The 20,176-nt window shown below is 69.4% G+C and carries 20 protein-coding genes; 13 read left to right on the top strand and 7 right to left on the bottom strand.

The genetic code is table 11. From position 1 onward, the window contains the following. Positions 1-228: 228 nt before the first annotated feature. Positions 229-465: a type A2 lantipeptide gene (locus ACI2LP_RS00495; protein ID WP_404722320.1), complete on the bottom strand. Its 237-nt coding sequence runs from the start codon at positions 463-465 to the stop codon at positions 229-231. A gap of 611 nt (positions 466-1,076) precedes the next feature. On the opposite strand from ACI2LP_RS00495, the gene ACI2LP_RS00490 reads away from it, so the two are divergent. Beyond that, positions 1,077-2,936 (top strand): cellulase family glycosylhydrolase, encoded by a 1,860-nt coding sequence (locus tag ACI2LP_RS00490; protein ID WP_404722319.1) that lies wholly within the window; start codon positions 1,077-1,079, stop codon positions 2,934-2,936. 7 nt (positions 2,937-2,943) lie between these two features. Here ACI2LP_RS00490 and ACI2LP_RS00485 read toward each other — a convergent pair whose 3' ends face one another. The 3 genes from ACI2LP_RS00485 to ACI2LP_RS00475 form a co-directional block, all read right to left on the bottom strand. Further along, complete coding sequence (locus ACI2LP_RS00485; RefSeq protein WP_404722318.1) at positions 2,944-3,741, bottom strand: N-formylglutamate amidohydrolase; 798 nt, start codon at positions 3,739-3,741, stop codon at positions 2,944-2,946. Between the two features lie 68 nt (positions 3,742-3,809). Next, positions 3,810-4,259 carry a DUF6234 family protein gene (locus ACI2LP_RS00480; protein WP_404722317.1) on the bottom strand — a complete coding sequence of 150 codons (450 nt, stop codon included), beginning with the start codon at positions 4,257-4,259 and terminating at the stop codon, positions 3,810-3,812. Between the two features lie 103 nt (positions 4,260-4,362). Further along, positions 4,363-4,494 (bottom strand): hypothetical protein, encoded by a 132-nt coding sequence (locus ACI2LP_RS00475; protein ID WP_404722316.1) that lies wholly within the window; start codon positions 4,492-4,494, stop codon positions 4,363-4,365. Between the two features lie 145 nt (positions 4,495-4,639). Between ACI2LP_RS00475 and ACI2LP_RS00470 the strand changes: the two genes are divergently transcribed. The 11 genes from ACI2LP_RS00470 to ACI2LP_RS00420 all read left to right on the top strand — a co-directional run bounded on the left by ACI2LP_RS00470 (position 4,640) and on the right by ACI2LP_RS00420 (position 16,623). Next, on the top strand, positions 4,640-5,287 hold the full coding sequence (locus ACI2LP_RS00470; RefSeq protein ID WP_404722315.1) for a hypothetical protein: 648 nt from the start codon (positions 4,640-4,642) through the stop codon (positions 5,285-5,287). A gap of 286 nt (positions 5,288-5,573) precedes the next feature. Beyond that, positions 5,574-6,005, top strand: a complete 432-nt coding sequence (locus tag ACI2LP_RS00465) for a hypothetical protein (protein ID WP_404722314.1) — start codon at positions 5,574-5,576, stop codon at positions 6,003-6,005. Further along, positions 6,002-8,164 carry an NACHT domain-containing protein gene (locus tag ACI2LP_RS00460; protein WP_404722313.1) on the top strand — a complete coding sequence of 721 codons (2,163 nt, stop codon included), beginning with the start codon at positions 6,002-6,004 and terminating at the stop codon, positions 8,162-8,164. The genes ACI2LP_RS00465 and ACI2LP_RS00460 overlap by 4 nt, the downstream gene beginning before the upstream one ends. Next, positions 8,164-9,225: a DUF6801 domain-containing protein gene (locus ACI2LP_RS00455; protein WP_404722312.1), complete on the top strand. Its 1,062-nt coding sequence runs from the start codon at positions 8,164-8,166 to the stop codon at positions 9,223-9,225. Before ACI2LP_RS00460 ends, ACI2LP_RS00455 begins: the two co-directional genes overlap by 1 nt. Positions 9,226-9,356: 131 nt before the next feature. Further along, on the top strand, positions 9,357-10,262 hold the full coding sequence (locus ACI2LP_RS00450; RefSeq protein WP_404722311.1) for a LysR family transcriptional regulator: 906 nt from the start codon (positions 9,357-9,359) through the stop codon (positions 10,260-10,262). A 110-nt stretch (positions 10,263-10,372) separates the two neighbouring features. Beyond that, entirely contained in the window at positions 10,373-10,942 is a 570-nt protein-coding gene (locus ACI2LP_RS00445) for a cysteine dioxygenase (RefSeq protein WP_404722310.1), read from the top strand. Continuing rightward, complete coding sequence (locus ACI2LP_RS00440) at positions 10,942-11,985, top strand: YeiH family protein (RefSeq protein WP_404722309.1); 1,044 nt, start codon at positions 10,942-10,944, stop codon at positions 11,983-11,985. The genes ACI2LP_RS00445 and ACI2LP_RS00440 overlap by 1 nt, the downstream gene beginning before the upstream one ends. A 252-nt stretch (positions 11,986-12,237) precedes the next feature. Then, the gene (locus ACI2LP_RS00435; RefSeq protein ID WP_404723024.1) at positions 12,238-12,756 is read left to right on the top strand and encodes a toxin-antitoxin system, toxin component; all 519 of its coding nucleotides are present in this window, start codon (positions 12,238-12,240) and stop codon (positions 12,754-12,756) included. A 3-nt stretch (positions 12,757-12,759) separates the two neighbouring features. Next, on the top strand, positions 12,760-13,956 hold the full coding sequence (locus ACI2LP_RS00430) for an MAB_1171c family putative transporter (protein ID WP_404722308.1): 1,197 nt from the start codon (positions 12,760-12,762) through the stop codon (positions 13,954-13,956). Further along, positions 13,953-15,407, top strand: a complete 1,455-nt coding sequence (locus tag ACI2LP_RS00425) for an FAD-dependent oxidoreductase (RefSeq protein WP_404722307.1) — start codon at positions 13,953-13,955, stop codon at positions 15,405-15,407. Before ACI2LP_RS00430 ends, ACI2LP_RS00425 begins: the two co-directional genes overlap by 4 nt. A 13-nt stretch (positions 15,408-15,420) precedes the next feature. Further along, the gene (locus ACI2LP_RS00420) at positions 15,421-16,623 is read left to right on the top strand and encodes an MAB_1171c family putative transporter (protein WP_404722306.1); all 1,203 of its coding nucleotides are present in this window, start codon (positions 15,421-15,423) and stop codon (positions 16,621-16,623) included. A 27-nt stretch (positions 16,624-16,650) separates the two neighbouring features. Here the strand turns inward: ACI2LP_RS00420 and ACI2LP_RS00415 are convergent, their stop codons facing one another. Both ACI2LP_RS00415 and ACI2LP_RS00410 read right to left on the bottom strand, forming a co-directional pair. After that, positions 16,651-17,181 (bottom strand): toxin-antitoxin system, toxin component, encoded by a 531-nt coding sequence (locus ACI2LP_RS00415; protein WP_404723023.1) that lies wholly within the window; start codon positions 17,179-17,181, stop codon positions 16,651-16,653. A 105-nt stretch (positions 17,182-17,286) separates the two neighbouring features. Then, positions 17,287-17,919, bottom strand: coding sequence for a helix-turn-helix domain-containing protein (locus ACI2LP_RS00410; RefSeq protein WP_404722305.1), 633 nt, complete (start codon positions 17,917-17,919; stop codon positions 17,287-17,289). A gap of 369 nt (positions 17,920-18,288) precedes the next feature. On the opposite strand from ACI2LP_RS00410, the gene ACI2LP_RS00405 reads away from it, so the two are divergent. Beyond that, positions 18,289-19,239, top strand: coding sequence for a transcriptional regulator (locus ACI2LP_RS00405; RefSeq protein ID WP_404722304.1), 951 nt, complete (start codon positions 18,289-18,291; stop codon positions 19,237-19,239). Positions 19,240-19,280: 41 nt separating this feature from the next. Here ACI2LP_RS00405 and ACI2LP_RS00400 read toward each other — a convergent pair whose 3' ends face one another. Further along, positions 19,281-19,922: a hypothetical protein gene (locus ACI2LP_RS00400; protein WP_404722303.1), complete on the bottom strand. Its 642-nt coding sequence runs from the start codon at positions 19,920-19,922 to the stop codon at positions 19,281-19,283. Positions 19,923-20,176 lie beyond the last annotated feature (254 nt).

The raw sequence follows: 20,176 nt of genomic DNA, 5'->3' as shown, positions 1-20,176 counted from the left end.
GGGGGGGGCGGTTTTGTGGGGGGGCGGGGGGGGGGGGCCGCGGGGGGGGGGGGGGGGGGGGGGGCGGGGGGGGGGGGGGGCGGGGGGGGGGGGGGGGGGGGGGGCCCCCCCCCCCCCGGGGGGGGGGGGGGGGGGGGGGGCTGGGGCCCCGGCCGGTCGGCAAGGAGGGGAAGCCGACGAGCCGAGGTCACCGCCGGTGGCTGTGCCGCTCGGCGGCACAGAACCGGCTCAGAGACCGGCGACGAGGCCCGTCACGCCGGCCGTGTTGATGCCGGTCGCGCCCTCGGCGGTGCCGATCACGGAGCCGACGGTGCCCGACGCGGCGCCGACGAGGCCCGAGACCGGGACGACGGAGTCGAGGGTGGTCGTGGTGGCGCCGACAGCCGCGCCCACGAGGCCGCCGGACACGTTGTCCAGGTCGGCGTCGGAGATTTCCTGGGTCGCAACCTGGGGGGTGGAGTTCATGATGAGCTTCCCTTCGCATGGATCTCGAATTGCTGCGACTGAGCCTTTCGGCTGCCGCAGTGCGATGGATCAAAGCACGCAGGCGCGTTGTGCAGCCAATCCCACTGCCGCTGATCCGGGCGGTATGCGGCCGCAGAATTACCTCTCGTGGACGCGTATCCATGGATTGGTGGCAGCTTCTTCACGCCCCGGCCCCTTCGCCAATTCCGTTGAACCGAAGCCCGCTTGACAGTGAACCGGACATTCCCGCATCAACCGGCTTAAGCACTGGTCAGGGCCGGGGTGCCGCACCGGAGGCTGTGTGACGGCTGCGCCTTCGATGTGCAGATTCGCTGAAGGAATCAATTCCGGTGCCAGGTGTCGTACGCGCGCACTCGTCTATGTGTGGGGAGTGTTTCTGCGGTGTGTCTTCAGGTCCTGAGTGCCTGTTGTGTGCGACTCCTGAAGAAAGGGACATCAGCGTAAAACGCCGTTGCATCGGGTGAGTGCGGAGAAGTCGATTTCCGTCCGATATCTCAAGGCATTGCCGCCTCGACGCCTGCTCGTGGCCCTTGGGGCGGTCGCGGCGCAGCCGTTGACAGCTGACGGGTCGTCAGGGAGCGTGGCTGGACATGGCGAAGATGCACGCGCGTCTCATCGGTCTCCTCGTCCTCATGACCGCCTCCCTGACGACGCCGGGCGCGCCGTCTGCCGCGGCGCTCGCCGATCCCCTCTGGTTCGACGAGCAGGCGGCCACCGCCTTCACGGTCGAAGGCGGCCGCTTCATCGACGGACTCGGCCGCGAGGTGGTGCTGCGCGGATACAACGTCTCCGGCGAGACCAAACTGGAGGAGAACGGCGGACTGCCCTTCGCGTCCGTCGCCGACGCCGAGAAGTCCGCGACGGCGCTGCGTGCACTCGGCGGCGGCAACACCGCGCGCTTCCTGCTGTCGTGGGCGCACGCCGAGCCCGTACGGGGCCAGGTGGACCCCGCGTACCTCGCCGCCGCCACTGCTCAGATGCGGGCATTCATCAAGGCCGGCATCCGTGTCTACCCCGACTTTCACCAGGACCTCTACTCCCGGCATCTGTTCAACCAGGGCAGCTGGTACACCGGTGACGGAGCGCCCAAGTGGGTGGTCGACGCGGGCGGCTATCCACGGGAGTCGTGCGGGATCTGCCTCTTCTGGGGCCAGAACATCACCCAGAACGAGGCGGTGAAGAAGGCGACGTACGACTTCTGGCACAACAGGGGCGGCGTCCAGGACGCCTTCCTCGCGACCGCGCAGACCGCCATGGCGTACTTCGCCGAGCACCTCACCGGGGCCGAGTTCGCCGCTGTCGTGGGCTTCGACCCGTACAACGAGCCGCACGCCGGCTCGTACGAATCCGGCCAGAGCAGCCGCGGCTGGGAGCGGGACCTGTTGTGGCCCTTCTACGAGAAGTTCCGGGCCCGCATGGACGCGGCCGGGTGGCGCAGCAAGCCCGCCTTCGTCGAACCGAACCTCTTCTGGAACGCCAACCTCGCCTTCCAGAAGCAGGAGGGCGGCCTCCTCGATGCGGGCGCCATCGGCCCGCGGTACGTCTTCAACACCCACTTCTACGACCAGAAGGCCATCTCGGGCGTCTTCATGTGGGGCAAGGCGGCCGACGGCCAGTACGCGGGCGACTTCGGCGCCGTACGGGACCGGGCGTCGGACGCCGGTACGGCGGCGGTCGTCAGCGAGTTCGGCCACCCGCTGAGCGGAACGGTCTCCGACAAGGCCCCGACCGTCCACAAGGCGATGTACCAGGCCCTGGACTCCCGGCTGCCCGGGGCCGCTTGGTGGTCCCGCCCTCATGACTCGGGGCCGGTGCTGTCCGGTACGCAGTGGCAGTGGGACATCTACCACGGCCGCCACCACGAGCTCATGAACGGCAACCCCGACAAGGTCCTGACGGCGGCGGACGCCTGGAACGAGGAGGACCTGTCGGCCGTACGCCTCGACGACTCGGGGAGGCCGGTACTGCGTCAGGACGCCAGGCTGCTGGACCGCCTCTGTCCGAGCGCAACGGCGGGCCGGGTACTGGCTTTCACGTACGAGGACCGCTCACGGGACGGCTCCACCACCCTCACCTGGAACCCGGTGCCGAAGTCGCTCCCGCGCGTCGCCGAACTGGTCGGCGGGGGACAGTACGGCCTGTTGCTGTGGCGCTCGGACGGCACCTCGGCCCCCACTGAACTGCACCTGCCCGCGTCCTTCGACAGTCCCCGCACGACGGTGGTCTCGGACCTCGGCGCACTGCACGGGCTGCCCTCGTACGGGGCGGGCGTGCCGATCGCGGTGGCCCCGGAACCGGGCGGGACGGGCAGCCGCCGCCTGCTGCTCACGGCGCCGGGCCCGGCGGGCCTGCACTACGCGCTGGTTACGAATGGCGCGACGGGGCCCTCGGCCGGCCTGTTGAAGGGTGCGCAGGACGAACTGGCCGCGTGGGCCGCCACCCGGGCGTGATTCTGACTCAGACCGACAGCGCGTCGACCAGACCAGCCAGCGCGGCGGCAAGGGCGGTGAGGCCCGGGCCCGCCGACCCGCCCGGTTCCGACATGTATGTGTCCCGGCGGATCTCGATCATCAGGGCGCCGACGCGCGGGTCCTTGCCGTAGAACTTCAGCGGTACGTAGGTGCCGGCGAATGGGCTGTTGATCCCCGTGCCGCCGAAGTCGGCGAACGCCTTCTCCGCGTGGGCGAGCAGCTGTGGGGGAGTGTGGAAGTCGTCCGTACCCAGGCAGATCGGCGGGCGCGTTCCGTGACCGTGGAGCTCGTAGGGCAGCGGCTCGGTCGGATACGAGTGAACGTCGATGACGACGGCACGCCCCGTCACCGCCAGTCGCTCGTCGACCGCCGCGGTCATCGCCTGCGCGTACGTGTGGAAGTAGCGGTCGATCAGCGGCTGCGGGTCCGCGCCCGGCGGGCGGAGCCGCTCGCGGTGCGTGGTGTGTGTATAGACGGCGCCCATGCCGACGGCGAGCATCTCCTCACGCTCGTCCGGGAAACGCTCGGGGTCGATCACCAGGCGGGACAGGCCGTTGACGAACCGCCAGGGGGCGACGGGCGCGGCTTCCGCCGCTGCCGCGGCGATCTCGGCCGTGTGGGAGTCGGTGATGTGGTCCAGCTCCAACTCGAGCGCACGGTCGTCCAGCACGATGCCGTCACGCACCGAGTCGGGAATGACCCGCGAGGAGTGCGGGACATGAAGGATTACGGGCGAGTCGGCGGTGCCGGGAAGGAGCTGGAAGGTCGGGGGTGGGTGGTTCATGTGTTTCTCTGTGCCTTGTCGTCGACGGAGTATCACGGTGAACACCTTGGCCTGCGCACGGGCCGGGTTCAGCTTCCGGTGTCCGCGCATTCGCTGTTGTCGCCGCCACTACGGCACCCCACTTCGCCGGTGAACGAGGGCGCGGGAGCGGGGTGGTTGCGCTTGTCCTCGTGCTGCTGGATCGCCAGCCCGCCGAAAAGCCCTGCCGCCAGAATGACGGCCATGAAGGACTGGGTGCACACCGTCACCACAGCACCGGACCGGGACGCGATCACGCACGCCACGAGCGCCAAGGCCCCGACCACACCGGCGGCGACCAGATAGCCCCACAACGGGTCGGCTCTCACTACCTTTCCCGTGTCGAGATTGAACGCTGACAACGCCCAGCGGCCGAAGATCAGCAGCAAGGCAAGGACTTCGAAGAACAGCAGCCCCAGAGCAGCGCCCACGTCGGCGCCCCGATCAGCGCGAGGCTTTACGGAGGCGTCGAACGCCACGGGCGCGTGAGGAAGGTCCATATCCACAATCCTGGCTACCGGATCAGGGCCGACACATGAGCACGCGTACTCAGAGTGCCGGACTCCGTGCTCGCCCCTCGGGCCGCCCCGCTGACCGCCTGCTCTAGTCGATCAAGTGGCTGATGCCGCCCTGGCCGTCCATGCCGTTCCAGATCACGGCCCCAAGCCAGATCGGGTACCAGTACACCTGCTCCGGCAGGATGGGGGCAGCGAGGAGCCAGACAACGGGCAGCACGGTGAACAGCAGACAGCAGCACAAGCCGCGCCTACCGGTAGGGGCAGGTTGTGGCGTCGAGTTCGTGGGCACCCGAAGAACGCAAATTGATGCTGAGGGTTGGGTGACCCGGCAAATCGAGCTCCAAGGGGCCGCGCTTACGCCGTTGGCTGCTGCTTCCCTCGATGAATGGCAGCGGGCGCAGGACGCAGGCCGCCTTGCGGACTACGAGAAGAAGTACGGACTCACGGCTGAGTCGCCTGTTTCAGAGTGGGAGGGTCACGATCCCGAACAGCTGACGGCCGACGCTTCGAGGAGATCTGGGAAGCCGCCCGCCGACAGATCGCAGCCCGTCCCGGTTGACCCCTCTGTCCTGCGGAGTTCCTGGCATCATCTCGGCATGGCCGCAGCCCTTCCCCGCACCATTCGAGCCGTCGACACCGAGCAACTCCTCGATCTGGAGCAGGAGGCCACAGCGCTTGGTTTCAGCCAGAGGCTTCCTGCTGACTGGCTTCGGCAGCACACCACCGCGGGGGCAACGCACTACCTGTTCCCTGCCCTCGAGCACCACCTCAGCCACCGTCCTGAGGTGTCACCGCAGTGGAGGTGCCAGCTCCTGATGACCGTCATGACCGGCGACCAGGTCCTGAGCCTGCTTGACGTGCTTCCCGCGACCTTTGATGAGCTCCTGGAGAACTTGGACGCGGCGTCCAAGGCGGACATCGCCAACCGCGTGGAGCGAGCACAGTCCCTGCGTGAGTGGGCAGAGCAGCTGACCGCGGAAGCAAGTCCCGAACGAGGGCCACGAAACTGAGAGGCGACCGCGTGGCCAAGGACTGAGGCAGCTTGACGCGCCGCCTGTCGGGTGTCCCGGGCGGTCCAGTCTCCCTGCCGTGTCCCACGTGGCCGATGAGCAAGGCCGGGGGCTGGTCATCGTGGATGCACTCGCCGCCGATTGGGGCGTACGGCCGTATCCGCCCTCAGGGAAGACCGTCTGGGCGGACCTGACCTGAGATCAGTTTCGTGGCCGAACCGCTGACCGACGGTGCATGCGTGGCTAGCATGAAACCTGAATTCGCTTGCGCGACAGGGGGAACGCTTTGCTCGAGATCGATGCGCTGCTGGACCAGATCGTGCCGGCAGCCGAAGCGGCGGTCGCCGCCTACGGCGTGAGTGTGCTGACCAGAGCCCAGGACGAGACGGCTGGGGCGACTGTACGGCTGGGGCAGCGGCTGCTCGCCAGGATCCTGAACCGCGGCGCCGACGCCGATCCCGTTCGAGTCAGCGTCACCAGCCTGGCGGACGCGGACGCGGGCGCGGACCGGGACATGCTCGCCTTGCGGCGCGCGGAGTTGAGGATCGCGCTGCGGGAGGCGCTCAGGGACTCCCCAGGCCTTGCCGATGAGCTCTCGGCGCTGCTGCCGGAGCGTCCCGTCGTCCAGGCCGACGGCGAGCGCAGCGTCGCCCTCGCCGGAAACAACTCCGGGATCATTTCCACCGGCGACGGTGCGAAGAACACCCTGCACCAGTGAGCGGCAGGCCCGGTCTGCAGAAGCCGGACCCCGCCGAGCACAAGCCTGACCAGTCGGGCGGCGACCGGTCGGTGAACGTGGAGGGTGACAACCACGGCATCGTGAGCACCGGCGACAACGCGCGCAACGTGCTCATCCTTCCCGCAGCGCGCCCCGCCGAGAACTCGCTGGCCGGGAAGGCCAATCTGCTCGCGGACAGGGTCAGCGGCTTCCTGAAGCGTGAGGAGGAGCAGCAGCGATTATGGGATCCGGCTCCGCTGCCTGTGCGCTGGCGACCGGCACCTCCGGCGTTGGCCGGCCGCCGGAACAGCATCCTCGACGTCCCGGCCGAGGCGGCGACCGCTCTCCCGCTGGACCTGACCGGTCCGCTGGAAAAGATCGCGGCTGTCTACGAGGGGACAAAGCCCGGCAGACTGATGGTGCTGGGCCGGGCGGGCTCGGGGAAGACCATCCTGATCCGGCGTTTCGCAAGGGCCCGGCTGGAAGCTCGCACTCCAACCGGCGAAGCACCGGTACCGGTGATCTTCAGTCTGGGATCGTGGAATCCCACCACCACTCCCCTGCGGGACTGGCTGATCGACCGGCTGGAGCGGGACCACCCCTTTCTGGCCGGGGTCGGCCCCGACGGATCGACGTGGGCCGGCGCTCTGGTCTCTGCCGACCGCGTGCTGGCGATCCTGGACGGGTTCGACGAGATCGCAGACGGCCTGCACGAGGCCGCGCTGCTGGACCTCAGGGCCACCACCGTGCCGCTGCTGATGACGAGTCGCCGCGCCGAACTCGAAGCCGCCGTGGGCACAACCGCGCTCTTCGCCGGTATCGAACTGACCGACCTCACCCTCGACGACTCCGCCACCTACCTGCTGCACGCCACCAATACGCCCGCCTCCGACACGACCCCCTGCGACGGCACGGACACCACCACCCCGACCGGGTGGGAGTACGTCCTGAACACGTTGCGCCGTCACCCCGGCAAACCGGCCTGCGCCAATCTCGCCGCTGTGCTGACCACCCCTCTGATGGTCACACTCGCCCACACTGTCTACACATCCGGCCGCGATCCGGTGAAGCTGCTGGAAATCAAGGAGTTCAGCACCCGAGGAGCCCTTGAAGACCATCTCCTGGACAACTTCATCCCCACCGCATACGACCGCTTTCTCAGCAACCGCCCCGCCGCAAAACGCCGGCCCTGGCGCGCCGAACGCGCCCGCCACTGGCTCGGCTACCTCGCCACACACCTGAAAGAGCTCGACACACACGACATCGAATGGTGGCGACTGGGAACCTCCATGAGCCTCGCTTCGCGCATGCTCGTCTCAGGGGTCACGAGCGGGCTCGTGTCAGGGACCATGCTCGGACTCGTCTACGGGCTCACGAGCGAGCCCAAAGAGGCATTCGTCAACGTGCTTCTGAACGTGCTGGGGATCGGGCTGACCTTCGGGCTCATGCACGGATTCGGGTCAAAACTCAAGGTCGGCGGCGCATTTGAACCGTCGCGCATGCACATACAGATCCGCGGCGGGTCGAAGAGAATGAAGGAGAGTTTCCTCCCCAGAATTCGGGGCGGACTCGCGGGCGGGCTGGTCTTCGGGGTCGTGTTCGGGCTCGGACTGGCGGTCTGTGCGGGCCTCCTGGACTGCCCCTGGACCACGATCGCCCTAGCGTTCGGGAACTGGCTCGTGGCCGGGCTCGCGCTCGGACTGGCGGTCGGGCTCATACTCGCTCTCATGGCCGGGCTTGAGGCTCTCATCGAGACAAAATCCTCGGTCAGCCCGTCGGACCTGTTGAACACGAACCGCACGACCGTGCTCGCCCAAGTGCTCGCGGTCGCGCTGGCACTCGGGCTCGGGTTCGGGATCGTCATCGCGCTCGTGAACGGGTTCGCACTCGGGGTCACGAGCGGGCTCGCGGGCGGGCTCACGGTCGGGCTCGGGGTCGCCACGTTGACCGCTTGGGGCCGGTGGGTGGTCCTGGTCCGGGTCTGGCTGCCCCTGACAGGGCGGCTCCCGTGGGCGGTGAACGCCTTTCTGGAGGACGCCTACCAGCGAGGCGTGCTGCGCCAGGTCGGCGCGGTCTACCAGTTCCGCCACGCGCGGCTCCGGGATCGCCTGGCCGAGGTCTACGAGCAACACGAACAGTCGACGGCAGGTGGTCGCTGATGGGTGTCAGGCACCGCACGGCAGGCAGCACAAGGAGGTACGGGGCCGGAGTCGCCCTTGGAATCGCGGCGACCGTGACAGCCGCGGCCGGAATCGTGGGGGCGTCAGGCTCCCGAACCGCTACCGCTGAACCGGTTTCGCTCACGCTGCACTACACCTGCGCATTTTCGGGCCTCGGCAACCAGCCCGTGACGATGGAGCTCGGATCGGATATCCCGAATGCGATGAAAGTCGGCAAGGCCAGCCCGAAATCCGCCCTGGACGGAGTGGCGACGGTGGGTGCGAGCTTCACGCAGTTGGCCGCCCTGGCCGGCGCGAAGACCCTTGAGGGCTCGTTGGACGGGAACGCCACCGTGACCGCACCGCAGGGCAGCATCCCCCTGACCGTGCCCATGACGATCCCCAGGACCGCCATCCCGGCGTCCGGTTCGTTCGACGTCACCGCCAAGGGCACCGCGCCCTCCCTCACCTTCAGCCGACCGGGCAACGCGAAGGTCACCGTCGGCGACCTCACTTTGCACCTCACCCCGAAGGACGCAAACGGCAACACGACCGCCGTGGGCACGATCAACGCACCCTGCGCACTGGACTCCGGGCAGAACACGGTCCTGCAGTCGCTCGTCATCACGGAGCCGGTGAAGGCAACGGCGACGACGACCGGCGAGGGCTCCTCCGGGACGACCGGCGGGACCGATTCCGGAGCGACCGGAGACGGGGCCGGTTCCGGAACCGCCGGCGGGACGACCACGGGCCCGCGGCCCGGAGCAGGGTCCGGCCGTTCGACGTCGGGTACGTCAGGTACGTCAACTACGCCGAGTGCGTCGGCACACAGCTCGACCGGGTCCGCACCCCGCGCCCCGACCGCTTCGCAAGGAGCACCGACCGTCGATACGGCACCGGACGATGCGACCAGCGCCGCCGACGACAAGACGGCCGATGACCTGGACCCCAAGAATCCGATCGTGCTGACGATGGGCGTCCTCGTCGCGGGCGGCGCCGCGACCGTTGTCGGTTTCGGCTCACGGTTGAGGAAGCGCCACTCCGGCGGCGCGGACGACTGAGCTTGATCTCTGTTTCGCCATCGACTCGGAGATCATTACGGGACAGCCCTTGGCTCCTTGGCGACAAGCGAATTTCGGCCGGACCAGGGAGCAAAGGTCCTGGATACCCAAATTCTCCTTATGATTCAGGTGTGTTCGACTCCCGGCACATCAAGACCTTCCATGAAGTGGTCACGACCGGTTCGTACTCGGCGGCCGCTCGCGCGCTCGGCTACACCCAGCCCGCGATCACCCAGCAGATGAAGGCCCTCGAACGGGACGTCGGCACCCCGCTGTTCATCCGCGTCGGCCGCGGCATTCGGCTCACCGAGGCCGGGGAGGCGCTGTCTCGGCACGCCACGGTGATCCTCGACACCCTGTCCGCGGCCCAGCGGCAGATGAGTGCCCTCACCCGGCTGCGCGCCGGACGCGTCCGTGTCTGCGCCTTTCCCAGCGCCAACGCCACCCTGATCCCCGAGGCGATGGCCCGGCTTGCCGCTGCCCACCCCGGCGTGCGCGTGGACCTGCTGGAGAGCGAGCCGCCCGAGTCGCTGCAGCGGCTGGTGCGTGGGGAGTGCGACATCACGCTCGCCTTCACCTATCCCGGCCTGCACGAAGAGGTGCCGGAGGAGCTGGTGGAGATCCCGCTGCTGGAGGACCAGTTGACGGCGCTGCTGCCGACCGGGCATCCGCTGGCGCGGCGACGGGCGGTCCAGCTGGCGGATCTGGCTCAGGAGCGCTGGATAGCCGGGTGTCTGCGCTGCCGGGCCAATCTTCTGCATGAATGCGCCGAGCAGGGCTTTGTGCCGGACATCGCCTTCATGACCGACGACAACCTCGTGGTGCAGAGCCTGGTCGCGGAGGGCCTTGGGGTCGCGATGATGCCGGCGCTCGTACTGAACTTCCTCTGCCACCGGAAGGTCACCGGGAGGGCGCTGCAACCCGCCTCGCGGCGGCAGGTCTCCGCGTATGTACTGAAGGAGCATCTGCGCATCCCGGCGACGGCACTGGTGCTCGACGGGCTGAAGACGGTCGCTGCGAACAAGGTCGGCTGCTGAGCGTCGCCGAAACGGGGTCTCTCATCTTCCTGAACTCATAAGCGGAGTTTGGGAAGTGGCGAACAAACCCTCCTTGGACGTGATGGATCGGGCAGGCCGACGCTGCCCGTATGACCACCTCGACCGCCTTCAGGGCCGCGCGCACGACCGCCCGTCTCGATGTGCTGATCGCCGAGGTCCGCGAGGCCGTCGGGCGCGGACTCCCACCGGATCTGACGGCGTATCTGGTCGGTGAGCGCCTTGCGCCGCACCTCGGTGCGGACGATCTGCTCACCCCGGAGCAGTGCGGGAGCGACCCCGAGCGCTACCGCCAGCATCTGCTGCACGCCGAGCACGACGGCAGCTTCTCGGTCGTCGCACTCGTGTGGCTGCCGGGCCAGGGGACCTCCGTGCACGACCATGTGTCGTGGTGCACGACGGGCGTGCACGAGGGCGAGGAGTACGAGAGGCGCTACCGCCTTGTCCCGTCCCAGGCCACCGGAGCGGCCGCTCGCCTCGTCGCGACCGGGGACGTCGTCAACGCCCGCGGCGCGGTCTGCGGATTCGCCCCGCCCGGTGACATCCACCGGGTCTGGAACGCGGGCACCGGCCGGGCGATTTCCCTCCATGTCTACGGGGCGGACATCTCCCGCCTCGGCACGAGTGTCCGCCGCGTCTACGAGCTGCCGGCCGACCGCTGATGGCGCTGCTGAGGGAACGGGCCGCGACAGCCGGGCCGACCGCCTCCGCTGCTCCGGGCAGGCTGCCCGGTCTCGCGCTGGCCGTGCTCGGCGTCGGCGTCGCCTGGTGCGTCCATCGGCTGCTGCCGGACATACCGATGCTGACCGCATCCGTGGTGCTGGGCATCATCACAGCCCATCTGCCCCGCGTCCGAGCCGTCGTCCGGGGCACTGCCCGCCCCGGACTCTCGTACGCCGGAAAACGGCTGATGCGGATCGGCATCGTGCTGCTCGGACTGAAGCTGAGCCTGGACGATGTGCTCGGTCTCGGCTGGGCCACGGTCAGCATGGTCCTGAGCGCCGTCGTCGCGACCTTCCTCGGCACCTGGTGGCTGGGGCGGCGTATCGGTCTGCCCGGGGATCAGCCGCTGCTCATCGCCGCCGGTTACTCGATCTGCGGGGCGTCCGCGATCGGCGCGGTGAGCGAGGCGAGCGACAGCGACGAGCGCGATGTGGCGACCTCGGTGGCACTGGTGACGCTGTGCGGGACGCTCGCCATCGCCGTACTGCCCCTGCTGCAACAGCCGTTGGGGCTGAGCGACGCGGAGTTCGGGCGATGGGTCGGCGCGAGCGTGCACGACGTGGGTCAGGTGGTGGCGACCGCGCAGACCGCCGGGCCCGATGCGCTCGGCGAGGCGGTCCTGGTCAAGCTGATGCGGGTGGCGCTGCTGGCCCCGCTGGTCGCGGCGGTGGCGATGTCCGTACGGCACAGGAGACGCGGTGGTGCGAGTGCGAGGAAGCGGCTGCCGCTCGTCCCGCTGTTCGTCGTCGGCTTCCTGGCGATGGTGGCTCTGCGCAGCACCGGACTGCTGCCGCATGCCGCGATCGAGGTGGCGCAGCACGCGCAGGAACTCCTGCTCGCCGCCGCGCTGTTCGGGCTCGGCAGTGCGGTCGACCTGCCGTCGCTGACCCGCACGGGCGGGCGCGTAGCGGCGCTGGGTCTGTGCGCGTGGGTGGTGGTCGCGGGGGTTTCGTACGGGGGTGTGCTGCTGGTGATGGCCTGAACGCAGCCGGGCAGTGCCGGGCTGCGCCCACCCCCCCGACCCGTCCCGGCCGGACTTTCTCACGTTTACTGGCTCTCACCAGGGTGGGGCGGTTAATCTCCAGGCAGCCGTAGTACGGCAGTTCGGCTCCTTCTGACCCAGGGAGACCTCACCGGTGAGCGACCCACACCGGGTTGGGCGGAAGGACGTGGCGCCGCCGCAGTCCGGTGACAACTGACGACCGGGGGGAGTGAAGTGAGCACCAAGAGCGCCATGCGCGAGCTCCGCGACGAACTGGCGCGTGCTCTCGAGCTGGCCGGGCCGTCCAGTCCCGACGACGTCTTCGCCGCTCTCTGTGCGCAGCTCAGCAGGCGTCGCGGCAGGCCGGTGGTGTACCGCCTGGTGGACTTCCCGCCCGGGACGGCCAGCGGTCTGTATCTGGACATGGTCGACCGGGACATCATCTGCATCCAGGCACACACCCGCCCCTTGCACCAGCTGGTCATTTTCGGCCACGAGGTCTGGCACATGGTCGCCGGACACTGCGGGCAGCACCAGGCCGGTTCGGCGGTTGCCGGGCGTCTGGTCACGGACGACGCCGACCTGAACGCGGATCTGCACAACGTGGCGGCGCGCACGGACTTCCGGCAGGCCGAGGAAGCGGAAGCAGAAACCTTTGGCCTGGAACTCGGGGCAGCTCTGCGCGGGTGGCTGGAGGGGGCGGACAGCACGGCACCGCGCAGCGCACTCGCCCAGCGGATCCAGGACGCCCTCGGGCACCGCCAGGGCTGACGCATGCGGAACTCTGACTACTACCTCCCGGCCGTCGCTCTGGGCATCGCCTTTCTCGCCAAACTGCCCGCCCTGCGGCGCGGATGGCGCAATCCACTGGTGCGCTCGGTCTGCTTCCTGGTCTTCGCTGCGGGCATCTGCTTCTTCTTCGCCGCCCCACCCACCATCAAGGCGGTCAACGATCTCACCGGCGTCCCGAATTTCTCGGGTCCGCTGGTCTACTGCATCATGTCCGCCTTCAGCTGTGCCTGCCTCGTACTCATCGTCAACTGGCGAGGTGGTCCACCGGAGTTGGTCCGGCGCAGCTCACGACGGTGGATCGCCTGGTACGCCGCGGTCATCACCGCCCTGCCCGTCTTCTTCGCGCTCAGCAACGCGCGGGTCGAGCGGCTCCGTGACCTGGACACCTACTACGCGACCACGCCGTTCATCCGGGAGATGATCGTCACCTACCTCGCCGCACACATGGTCGCCGCCGTCGTGACGACGACGCTGTGCGTGCGCTGGGCCCGGGCCGTCAGTGAGTGGCTCCGCGTCGGCCTGGTCGTGCTCGTGATCGGATTCGTACTCAACCTGCTCTTCGGTATCGCCAAACTGACCGCGGTCATCGCCCGTTGGGCGGGCCGGGACCTGGACTCCCTCAGTACGACGGTGGCACCGCCCATCGCCGCTTGCGGAGGCCTGATCGTGACCGTCGGGTTCCTGCTGCCGCTGCTGGGCCCGCAGATCAGTGGCGTGTGCCATGCCTGGATCACCTATCTGCGGCTCGGCCCGCTGTGGCGGCAGCTGCGCTCCACCCCGGGCGACCACGTTCCGCTGCCGCAGATCCCGTGGTGGGCCGCTCCCGACATGCGGCTGACCGTCCGGGAGACCGGCATCCACGATGAGCTGCTCAAACTGCAACCGCACCTCGACGACGTCGTGCGGCAGCGTGCGCATGACGCGGCGATCGGCAACCGGGCCTCGACGCAGGCCGCGGAGGTCGTGGGGGTGGCCGCCATGGTGGTTGCCGCCGCCGAGGCGAGGTGCAGCAGGCCTGAGCCGGAGCCCGATGCCCACATCCCCGCCGGAGCGGTCGCGCTGACAGCGACCCTCGGCCCAGGACGCGAGCGGCTCGTGCAGCTTTCGCGTGCCCTCAAGTCCCCCTTCGTGGCCGCTGCCCGCAAGCAGGCGGCCCCTACAGAGAGCAGTTCGCGATGACGCGCCCCGACCAGCCTGCCCATTCCGCCACGTCCCGCCGTGCCGTGGTCATCGGCGGGGGAATGGCCGGCATGCTCGCGGCTGCGGTCCTGGCCGACTTCGGCAGCGAGGTCACGGTCATCGAGCGCGATGAGCTCCCGGAGGGGCCCGAGCCTCGTAGATCGCTGCCCCAGGCGCGTCATGTCCATGTGCTGTGGTCCGGCGGGGCTCGCGCCTTCGAGCAGCTCATCCCGGGCATCACGGACCGCTGGCTGGCCGCCGGAGCCCGGCGCATTCCGCTGCCGACGGGCCTGGTGTCGATGACGGCACAGGGCTGGCTCAGACGCTGGCCGGAGATGCAGTACATGATCGCCTGCACCCGCGATCTGCTGGACTGGGTGGTGCGCAAACAGGTGCTCGGCCTTCCGGGCGTCACTCTGCTGCAGCGTCACGAAATGCAGGCCTTGGAGGGCAATGGCAGCCAGGTGACCGGCGTGCGGGTGCGCACACCCGAGGGAGAGGAGCTCACCGTCGGCGCCGACCTCGTCGTCGATGCCAGCGGTCGCGGCTCGCGAGCCGTCGAGTGGCTGCAGGCGCTGGGCGTCGGCGCCATCGAGGAGGCCGAGGTCGACTCGGGCCTGGTGTACGCCAGTCGTCTCTACCGGGCGCCCGAGGGCAGCGAGAACTTCCCCATCGTCAACGTCCAGTCCGACCCCGGCGACCATGTCCCCGGCCAGACGGCGACCATCGTCCCCGTCGAGCAGGGGCGGTGGCTGGTCACACTCTCGGGTACGCGGGGAGGCGAGCCGTCCCGCGATCCGTCCCGGTTCGAGTCGTTCGCCCGCTCGATCCGGCACCCCGTCGTCGGCGAGCTGATCTCGATGACGACACCGCTCTCGGCCGCCGTGTCGCTCTCCCGCAGCACCGTCAACCGCCGCCGGTACTTCGAGAAGGCCCCGGCCTGGCCCGACGGATTCATCGTGGTCGGCGATTCGGTGGCCACGTACAACCCGCTGTACGGCCAAGGCATGACCGTGGCCGCACAGGGCCTCGTGGAGCTGAGGAGCGCCCTGAGGCGGCACGGGCTCGGTGCACCGGGGCTCGCCCGCCGCGTCCAGCGTGCCATCGCCCGCCCCGCCGGTCTCGCCTGGGAGCTGGCGACGTCCCAGGACATCCTCTACCCGGGCGCCGTGGGCAAGCAGCCGCGAGCGGGGACCGCAGCCGCGAACCGCTATGTCAACAGGCTGGTCCGTACGGCGACCGGTCGCGCCCAGGTCACGCGGGCGTTCCTCGGCGTCGTCACCATGTCCGAGCCCGTCACGTCGTGGCTGCACCCGGACATCGTGGCGGGAACCCTGCGCGGTCCCGGCAGGAAGCCGCTGAGCGGCCCCCCGCTGACCGAGGAGGAACTGAAGGTGGTCGTCGGCCAGGGCGGCCGCGTCACGCAGGTCCAGCCCACCTCCGCGCAGTGACGATCCGACGGCGATGAACGACGGCCTCATCCTCTACATTCCCGGCGTCGTTCTGCTGACCGCCCTCCTGATCAAGCTCCCCACCCTCCGGCGCACCTGGCACGACCCGCTGATGCGCTCCGTGTGCGCCCTGCTCCTCGTGGGCTGCGCCGTCCTCTTCCTGGCGGCGCCGCCCACGATTGCCGCTGTCAACGACCTGACCGGCGTCGTCAACTTCTCGGCCCCGCTGGTCTACAGCGTCCTGACGGCGTTCAGCGGCTCGTGCATCGTGCTGATCATCAACTGGCGTGGTGGCCGGCCCGATCAGATCCGGCGCTCGACCGTCCTGTGCCTCGGCGCGTACGGCGTGGTCACCCTCGCCATAGTCGTCCTCTTCGTCCTGGCCGACGCTCCCGTCGAGCGCCTCCGTGACCTGGACACCTACTACGCAACCACGCCGTTCATGCGTGAGATGATCACGCTCTACCTCGTGGCGCACGCTTCGGGAAGCGTCGTCCTGACCACCCTGTGCTGGCGATGGCTGCGCCAGGTCGACGGCTCGCTGCGCACCGGCCTGGCACTCATCGTCCTCGGCGGTGCGCTGGACGTCGGCTATCTCGCGGCGAAGTTCGCGGCCGTACTGGCCCGCTGGACCCACCGCGACTGGGACTACCTGAGCACCTACGTCGCCCCGCCGCTGGCGTCCGCCGCCGCACTCATGTGCGGTGTCGGGTTCATCCTCCCCCTGGTGGGCGACCGGGCAACGTCGACCTGGCGCGCCTACCTCCAATATCGTCGGCTCAAGCCGCTGTGGCTGGAACTGCAGGGTTCAGCGACGCCATGGGCCGCGACCATGACGATCGCCTGGTGGTCCTCGGTGGAACTGCGCAGGTGCCACCGGGAGGCCGCCATCCACGATGGTCTTCTCAACCTCGCTCCCTACCTCAGCAGCGGCGTCAGGGAGCACGCTCTTGCCACGGCGACCTCACGAGGTGTCCCGCCCGAACGGGCCGGTCTGGTGGCCGAGGCGGCGATGATTGCCTCAGCGTGCAGCGCGCACACGGCGGCGAGCCGTTCGACGGCCCCACTTCCCGATCCGCGCTCCGACGCACCCCGTCTCGAGTACGCCGACGCATCGGACGGCCTGGTCGCCCTGTCCCGAACCCTGTCCCGGTCTTCGATCGTTGCCGCCGCACGCAGAAGCGCGGCCCTGCCGGAAACTGCCCGGCAGGTGTGACGCGCCCGCCACGCGTGAAGGCGTGCGTCAGCCCTGTGGCCCGCGGTATCCCAAGGACGCCTCGATACGGCCGGCGAGTCCGTCCCGTCGTACGGGTCCACGACCGGTCGAACCGGCCAGCCAGGAGCGGCACTTGCTGCCGAGCAGCAGACCGAAGCTCTCCGCCTCGTTCTCCTCGGCCTGGTCGAAGCGGGTCCGTGCGGCGACCTTCAGCACGGTCGCCTGCAGGTCCGCCTCGTCCGAGAGCAGCCGAGCCGCGACAGCTGCCCCGGCGACATGATGGGTACAGTGCCCGGCCTTCATGTGCCACAGCTCATGGCCGAGAATGACCAGTTGGTGGTCGGGTGCGGTGCGCTCCTCGATGACGATCAGATCCTGGTCCGTCATGTCGAGCCAGAGCCCGCTCGCCGTGCCCGGCGGGAAAGCGGCCATGCGGTGCCGGACGGGCCGGCCGCGGCGCTTGCTCATTCCGTTGCACAGCGCGGCATAGAGATCGGCGGGCTCCGCCGGGGCGGGCAGATCGATTCCGGCGATCAGCTCGCCGCACAGCCGACGCATCTCCTTGCCAATGCTCACCGTTCTCCTCTCCCCGTCAGCAGTCGCGTGCACACGCGTAGTTGAAACCGTGTCCTGAAATCACGGTTCCACACATCGCTCCGTAGGTCAGGGCTCGGTCGGCTTGACGCTCTCCAGAAGCATGTCGAGCCACTCGGTGACCTTGTCGCGGTGCTTGTCGGTGGGCAGCTGCGCGGCCCGCCAGGCGATGCCGCGTACACCATGGTCCAGCAGGAGGCGCTCCAGTGGGTCGCTTTCGCCGGCGTAGTCCTGAAGCAGTCGCTGCTCGGTGCGCTGCAGGGCGCCGTTGAGGGCGTCCGCGTCCTCCGCGCTGAGGAATCCGGCATGCACCCCGAAGAACCTCTGAATCGCATCGCAGTGCTCCATGGTCGGCCGGCGGTCGCCGTTGATCAGGGCGCCCGCCTGCTGCCGGGACATGCCTGCGCCGTCGGCGATCTCCTGCTGGGTGTACCGGCGGCCGTTGGGCTTCAGCCGCGTTCTGCGCAGCAGGTCGAAGCGCTGCAGAAAGCGTGCCTGGAGATCGGGTTCACCGGCCGGACGGCCGTCGAGCAGGTCGCTGACCACGTCGGCCGGGACGCCCGAGGCATCGGAGAGCTGGTGGACGTCGAAGACATCGCCGTGACTCAGACCGAGTTTTATGGCGAGTTCGGCGACGCGGGCGACGGATGCCGCCAGCGGGCCTGTGGCCGTTGGGCCCGGAACCAAGAAGCCGTCTGTCACCAGTAGGTCTCCTAGATCACGCGGGGTCACTCCGCACACATTGGCTGCCCGGAGATTAACCGTTTGAGTGGCGCACAGTCAGGTCTTGCCACAGCTGTGGCGCGATCTGAGCGCTCAACGGCGCAGAATGCCACGATAGTTGACATCACTGTGCGTGTGGTAGCAGGATCGCCAAGCAGTTGAAGATCGAAAGGGCGCTCCCACAGCGGGACTTCGAGAAGGGTGGCGTTCTCGATGACACATGAGGCAGGCGCTGAACGGCCTGGTGTTCAGGGGCGTCGAGGGTGCGCGGGGTCGACCCGTGGCGCGCTCCGGGCCAGGCGGCTCACGGATGTCCTCAGACGGCGCCGTGAGGAGCTCGGGCTGAGCGTGGAGGACGTTGCCGCACGCCTCGAGATCAGTACCGGTGCGTACGGCAGCTGGGAGCGGGCGCCCGCCCAGGAGTGGACCGACGAGGCGCTCTGCGCCCTGGTCAAGGCCCTTGAGATGACCGACCAGCAGGGCGGCTGGCTGTTCCGCCTCGCCGTCGACCGTGATCCGCCGCAGGCCTTGAGCAGGCCCCCGGGAGCCTCCCGGCCGGCGCATCCGCTGGGGCCTGCGCGCCCGTCGGGGCCCGCCTTCCCGTCCGGGCCGACGCGGCCGTTCGGGCCCGTCACTGCGCCCGCGCTGCCCACCGTGCCCGTGGCGCCCGCCCGGCCCGCGGAGCCGGTGGACCCTGCCGACCCGGAGACGCAGGCCTATCTGCGCGACTACGCCGCGATGATGGACGCCGTGCCGATGCCGTCCGTGCTCTTCGACCGGCGCTGGGAAGTGGCGCACGCCAACCACGCCTTCGAGGCGCTGTTCCACGGCATCGGGCCGCATCCCACCGCCATGCCGGGCCAGAACTTCCTCCGCTTCGTGCTGTTCCATCCGGACGCGGGCGTCGTGCTCGGCGACCGCGAGACGAGCTGGTGCCTGCCCCTGCTGGCCCAGCTCGACGCGGCCCTGGAGTGCGACTCCGAAGACCGTGTGCTTCAGGCCATTCGGGACGACATCGCCGACGACCCGATCATGGACGCCGCCTACCGGTCCGGGCTGCCGCACTGGATGCGCGCGATGGGGGCGGCCGCCGTGCACCACGACGGAGCCGTACGGCCGCTGAACCACCCGGATCCGCGGTGGGGACGCACCGAGTGCCGGATCGTCGACGAGACGCCCGGGACTCTCCAGGACCGGGGATTCACGCGGATGACACTGGTGCTGCGGGAGGCGCGGGCCGCCGTGCCGCCCGATGTGCGGCGCGGCAAGTCGCATCTGAGGGCGGTCTCCAGCGGCTGACCGCGTCGTATCCCGCGTGGTTGAGGGGTTTCCGGCCGCAGCTAGCGTGTGTCGTCCTGTCGCGCTCGCACGGTTGCAGGCCCCGAGGAAAAGACTTCCGGCTGGGCCTCTTTCCTCGCCCGGGCCCGGGCGCGGGACCACGCGCCCACGCCCACCAGCACGGCTGCCCCGGCCCCGTACATGGGCAGCCACTGGGTCGTAGTGGCCGCCAGGCAGACGGCAACGGCGTCATGGTTCTGGACCTCCTGCGCGTAAGCCAAAGCGGCACTGTCGCGACCAGCCAGGTTCGCCAGCGCGGCCTCCGTCCGGATGCCCTCGTACGCGCCCGGCTCAGGACACTCGCTACGGGTGCCCGACATGGGAAACAGCCAAGCCCGGCGCTGCAGCAATGGGGCCAGTGCGATCGCTACGCACAGGCCGACGACCAGCGAGAACGCAACCAGATTCCGCACGAATGCGGATCGGATGCCGGGCGTCCACGCCGGCAGTCGATAGAAGGCGAAGACCACCGCAAGAAGCGTCAGCCCGATGTATGTGGCGAACCATTGCCAGGAACCCTGGGCGAGTGCGGCCGTCAGCACGGCGGCGAGTGCAATGCCGATGACCCCGGGCTGACCGGCAGTGTCATGGCCCGCGCCGGTGGACGCCGATTTCCGGGTTCCTTGAGGCCTGGGGTGGTTCACGAGCCTCTCCTGCAGGTTCGGAGGCAATCAGCACGCGGCACTTCGCGCCGTCGGCCCGGCGCCATGCCGGACGGGCCCGGCAGACCCGCCCGGTTGGCGGGGCTGCCACAGGCCGGGCACTGCCGCCGAGGGGCTCCGGAGACGCCACCTCGCACCACGGCCGGTCGGCCGGCGCACGCCGGGCCTCGACCGCGCGGCGTGGCCCACCGGAACGCCGGGTGCCGCGCTGACCCGGCGGCCAGCCGAGATTCGAG

It is taken from the genome of Streptomyces sp. NPDC019890 (assembly GCF_044903445.1).
Classification (GTDB): domain Bacteria; phylum Actinomycetota; class Actinomycetes; order Streptomycetales; family Streptomycetaceae; genus Streptomyces.
The sequence above is the reverse complement of the archived record's forward strand: the minus strand, read 5'-3'. Positions and strand labels throughout refer to the sequence as shown.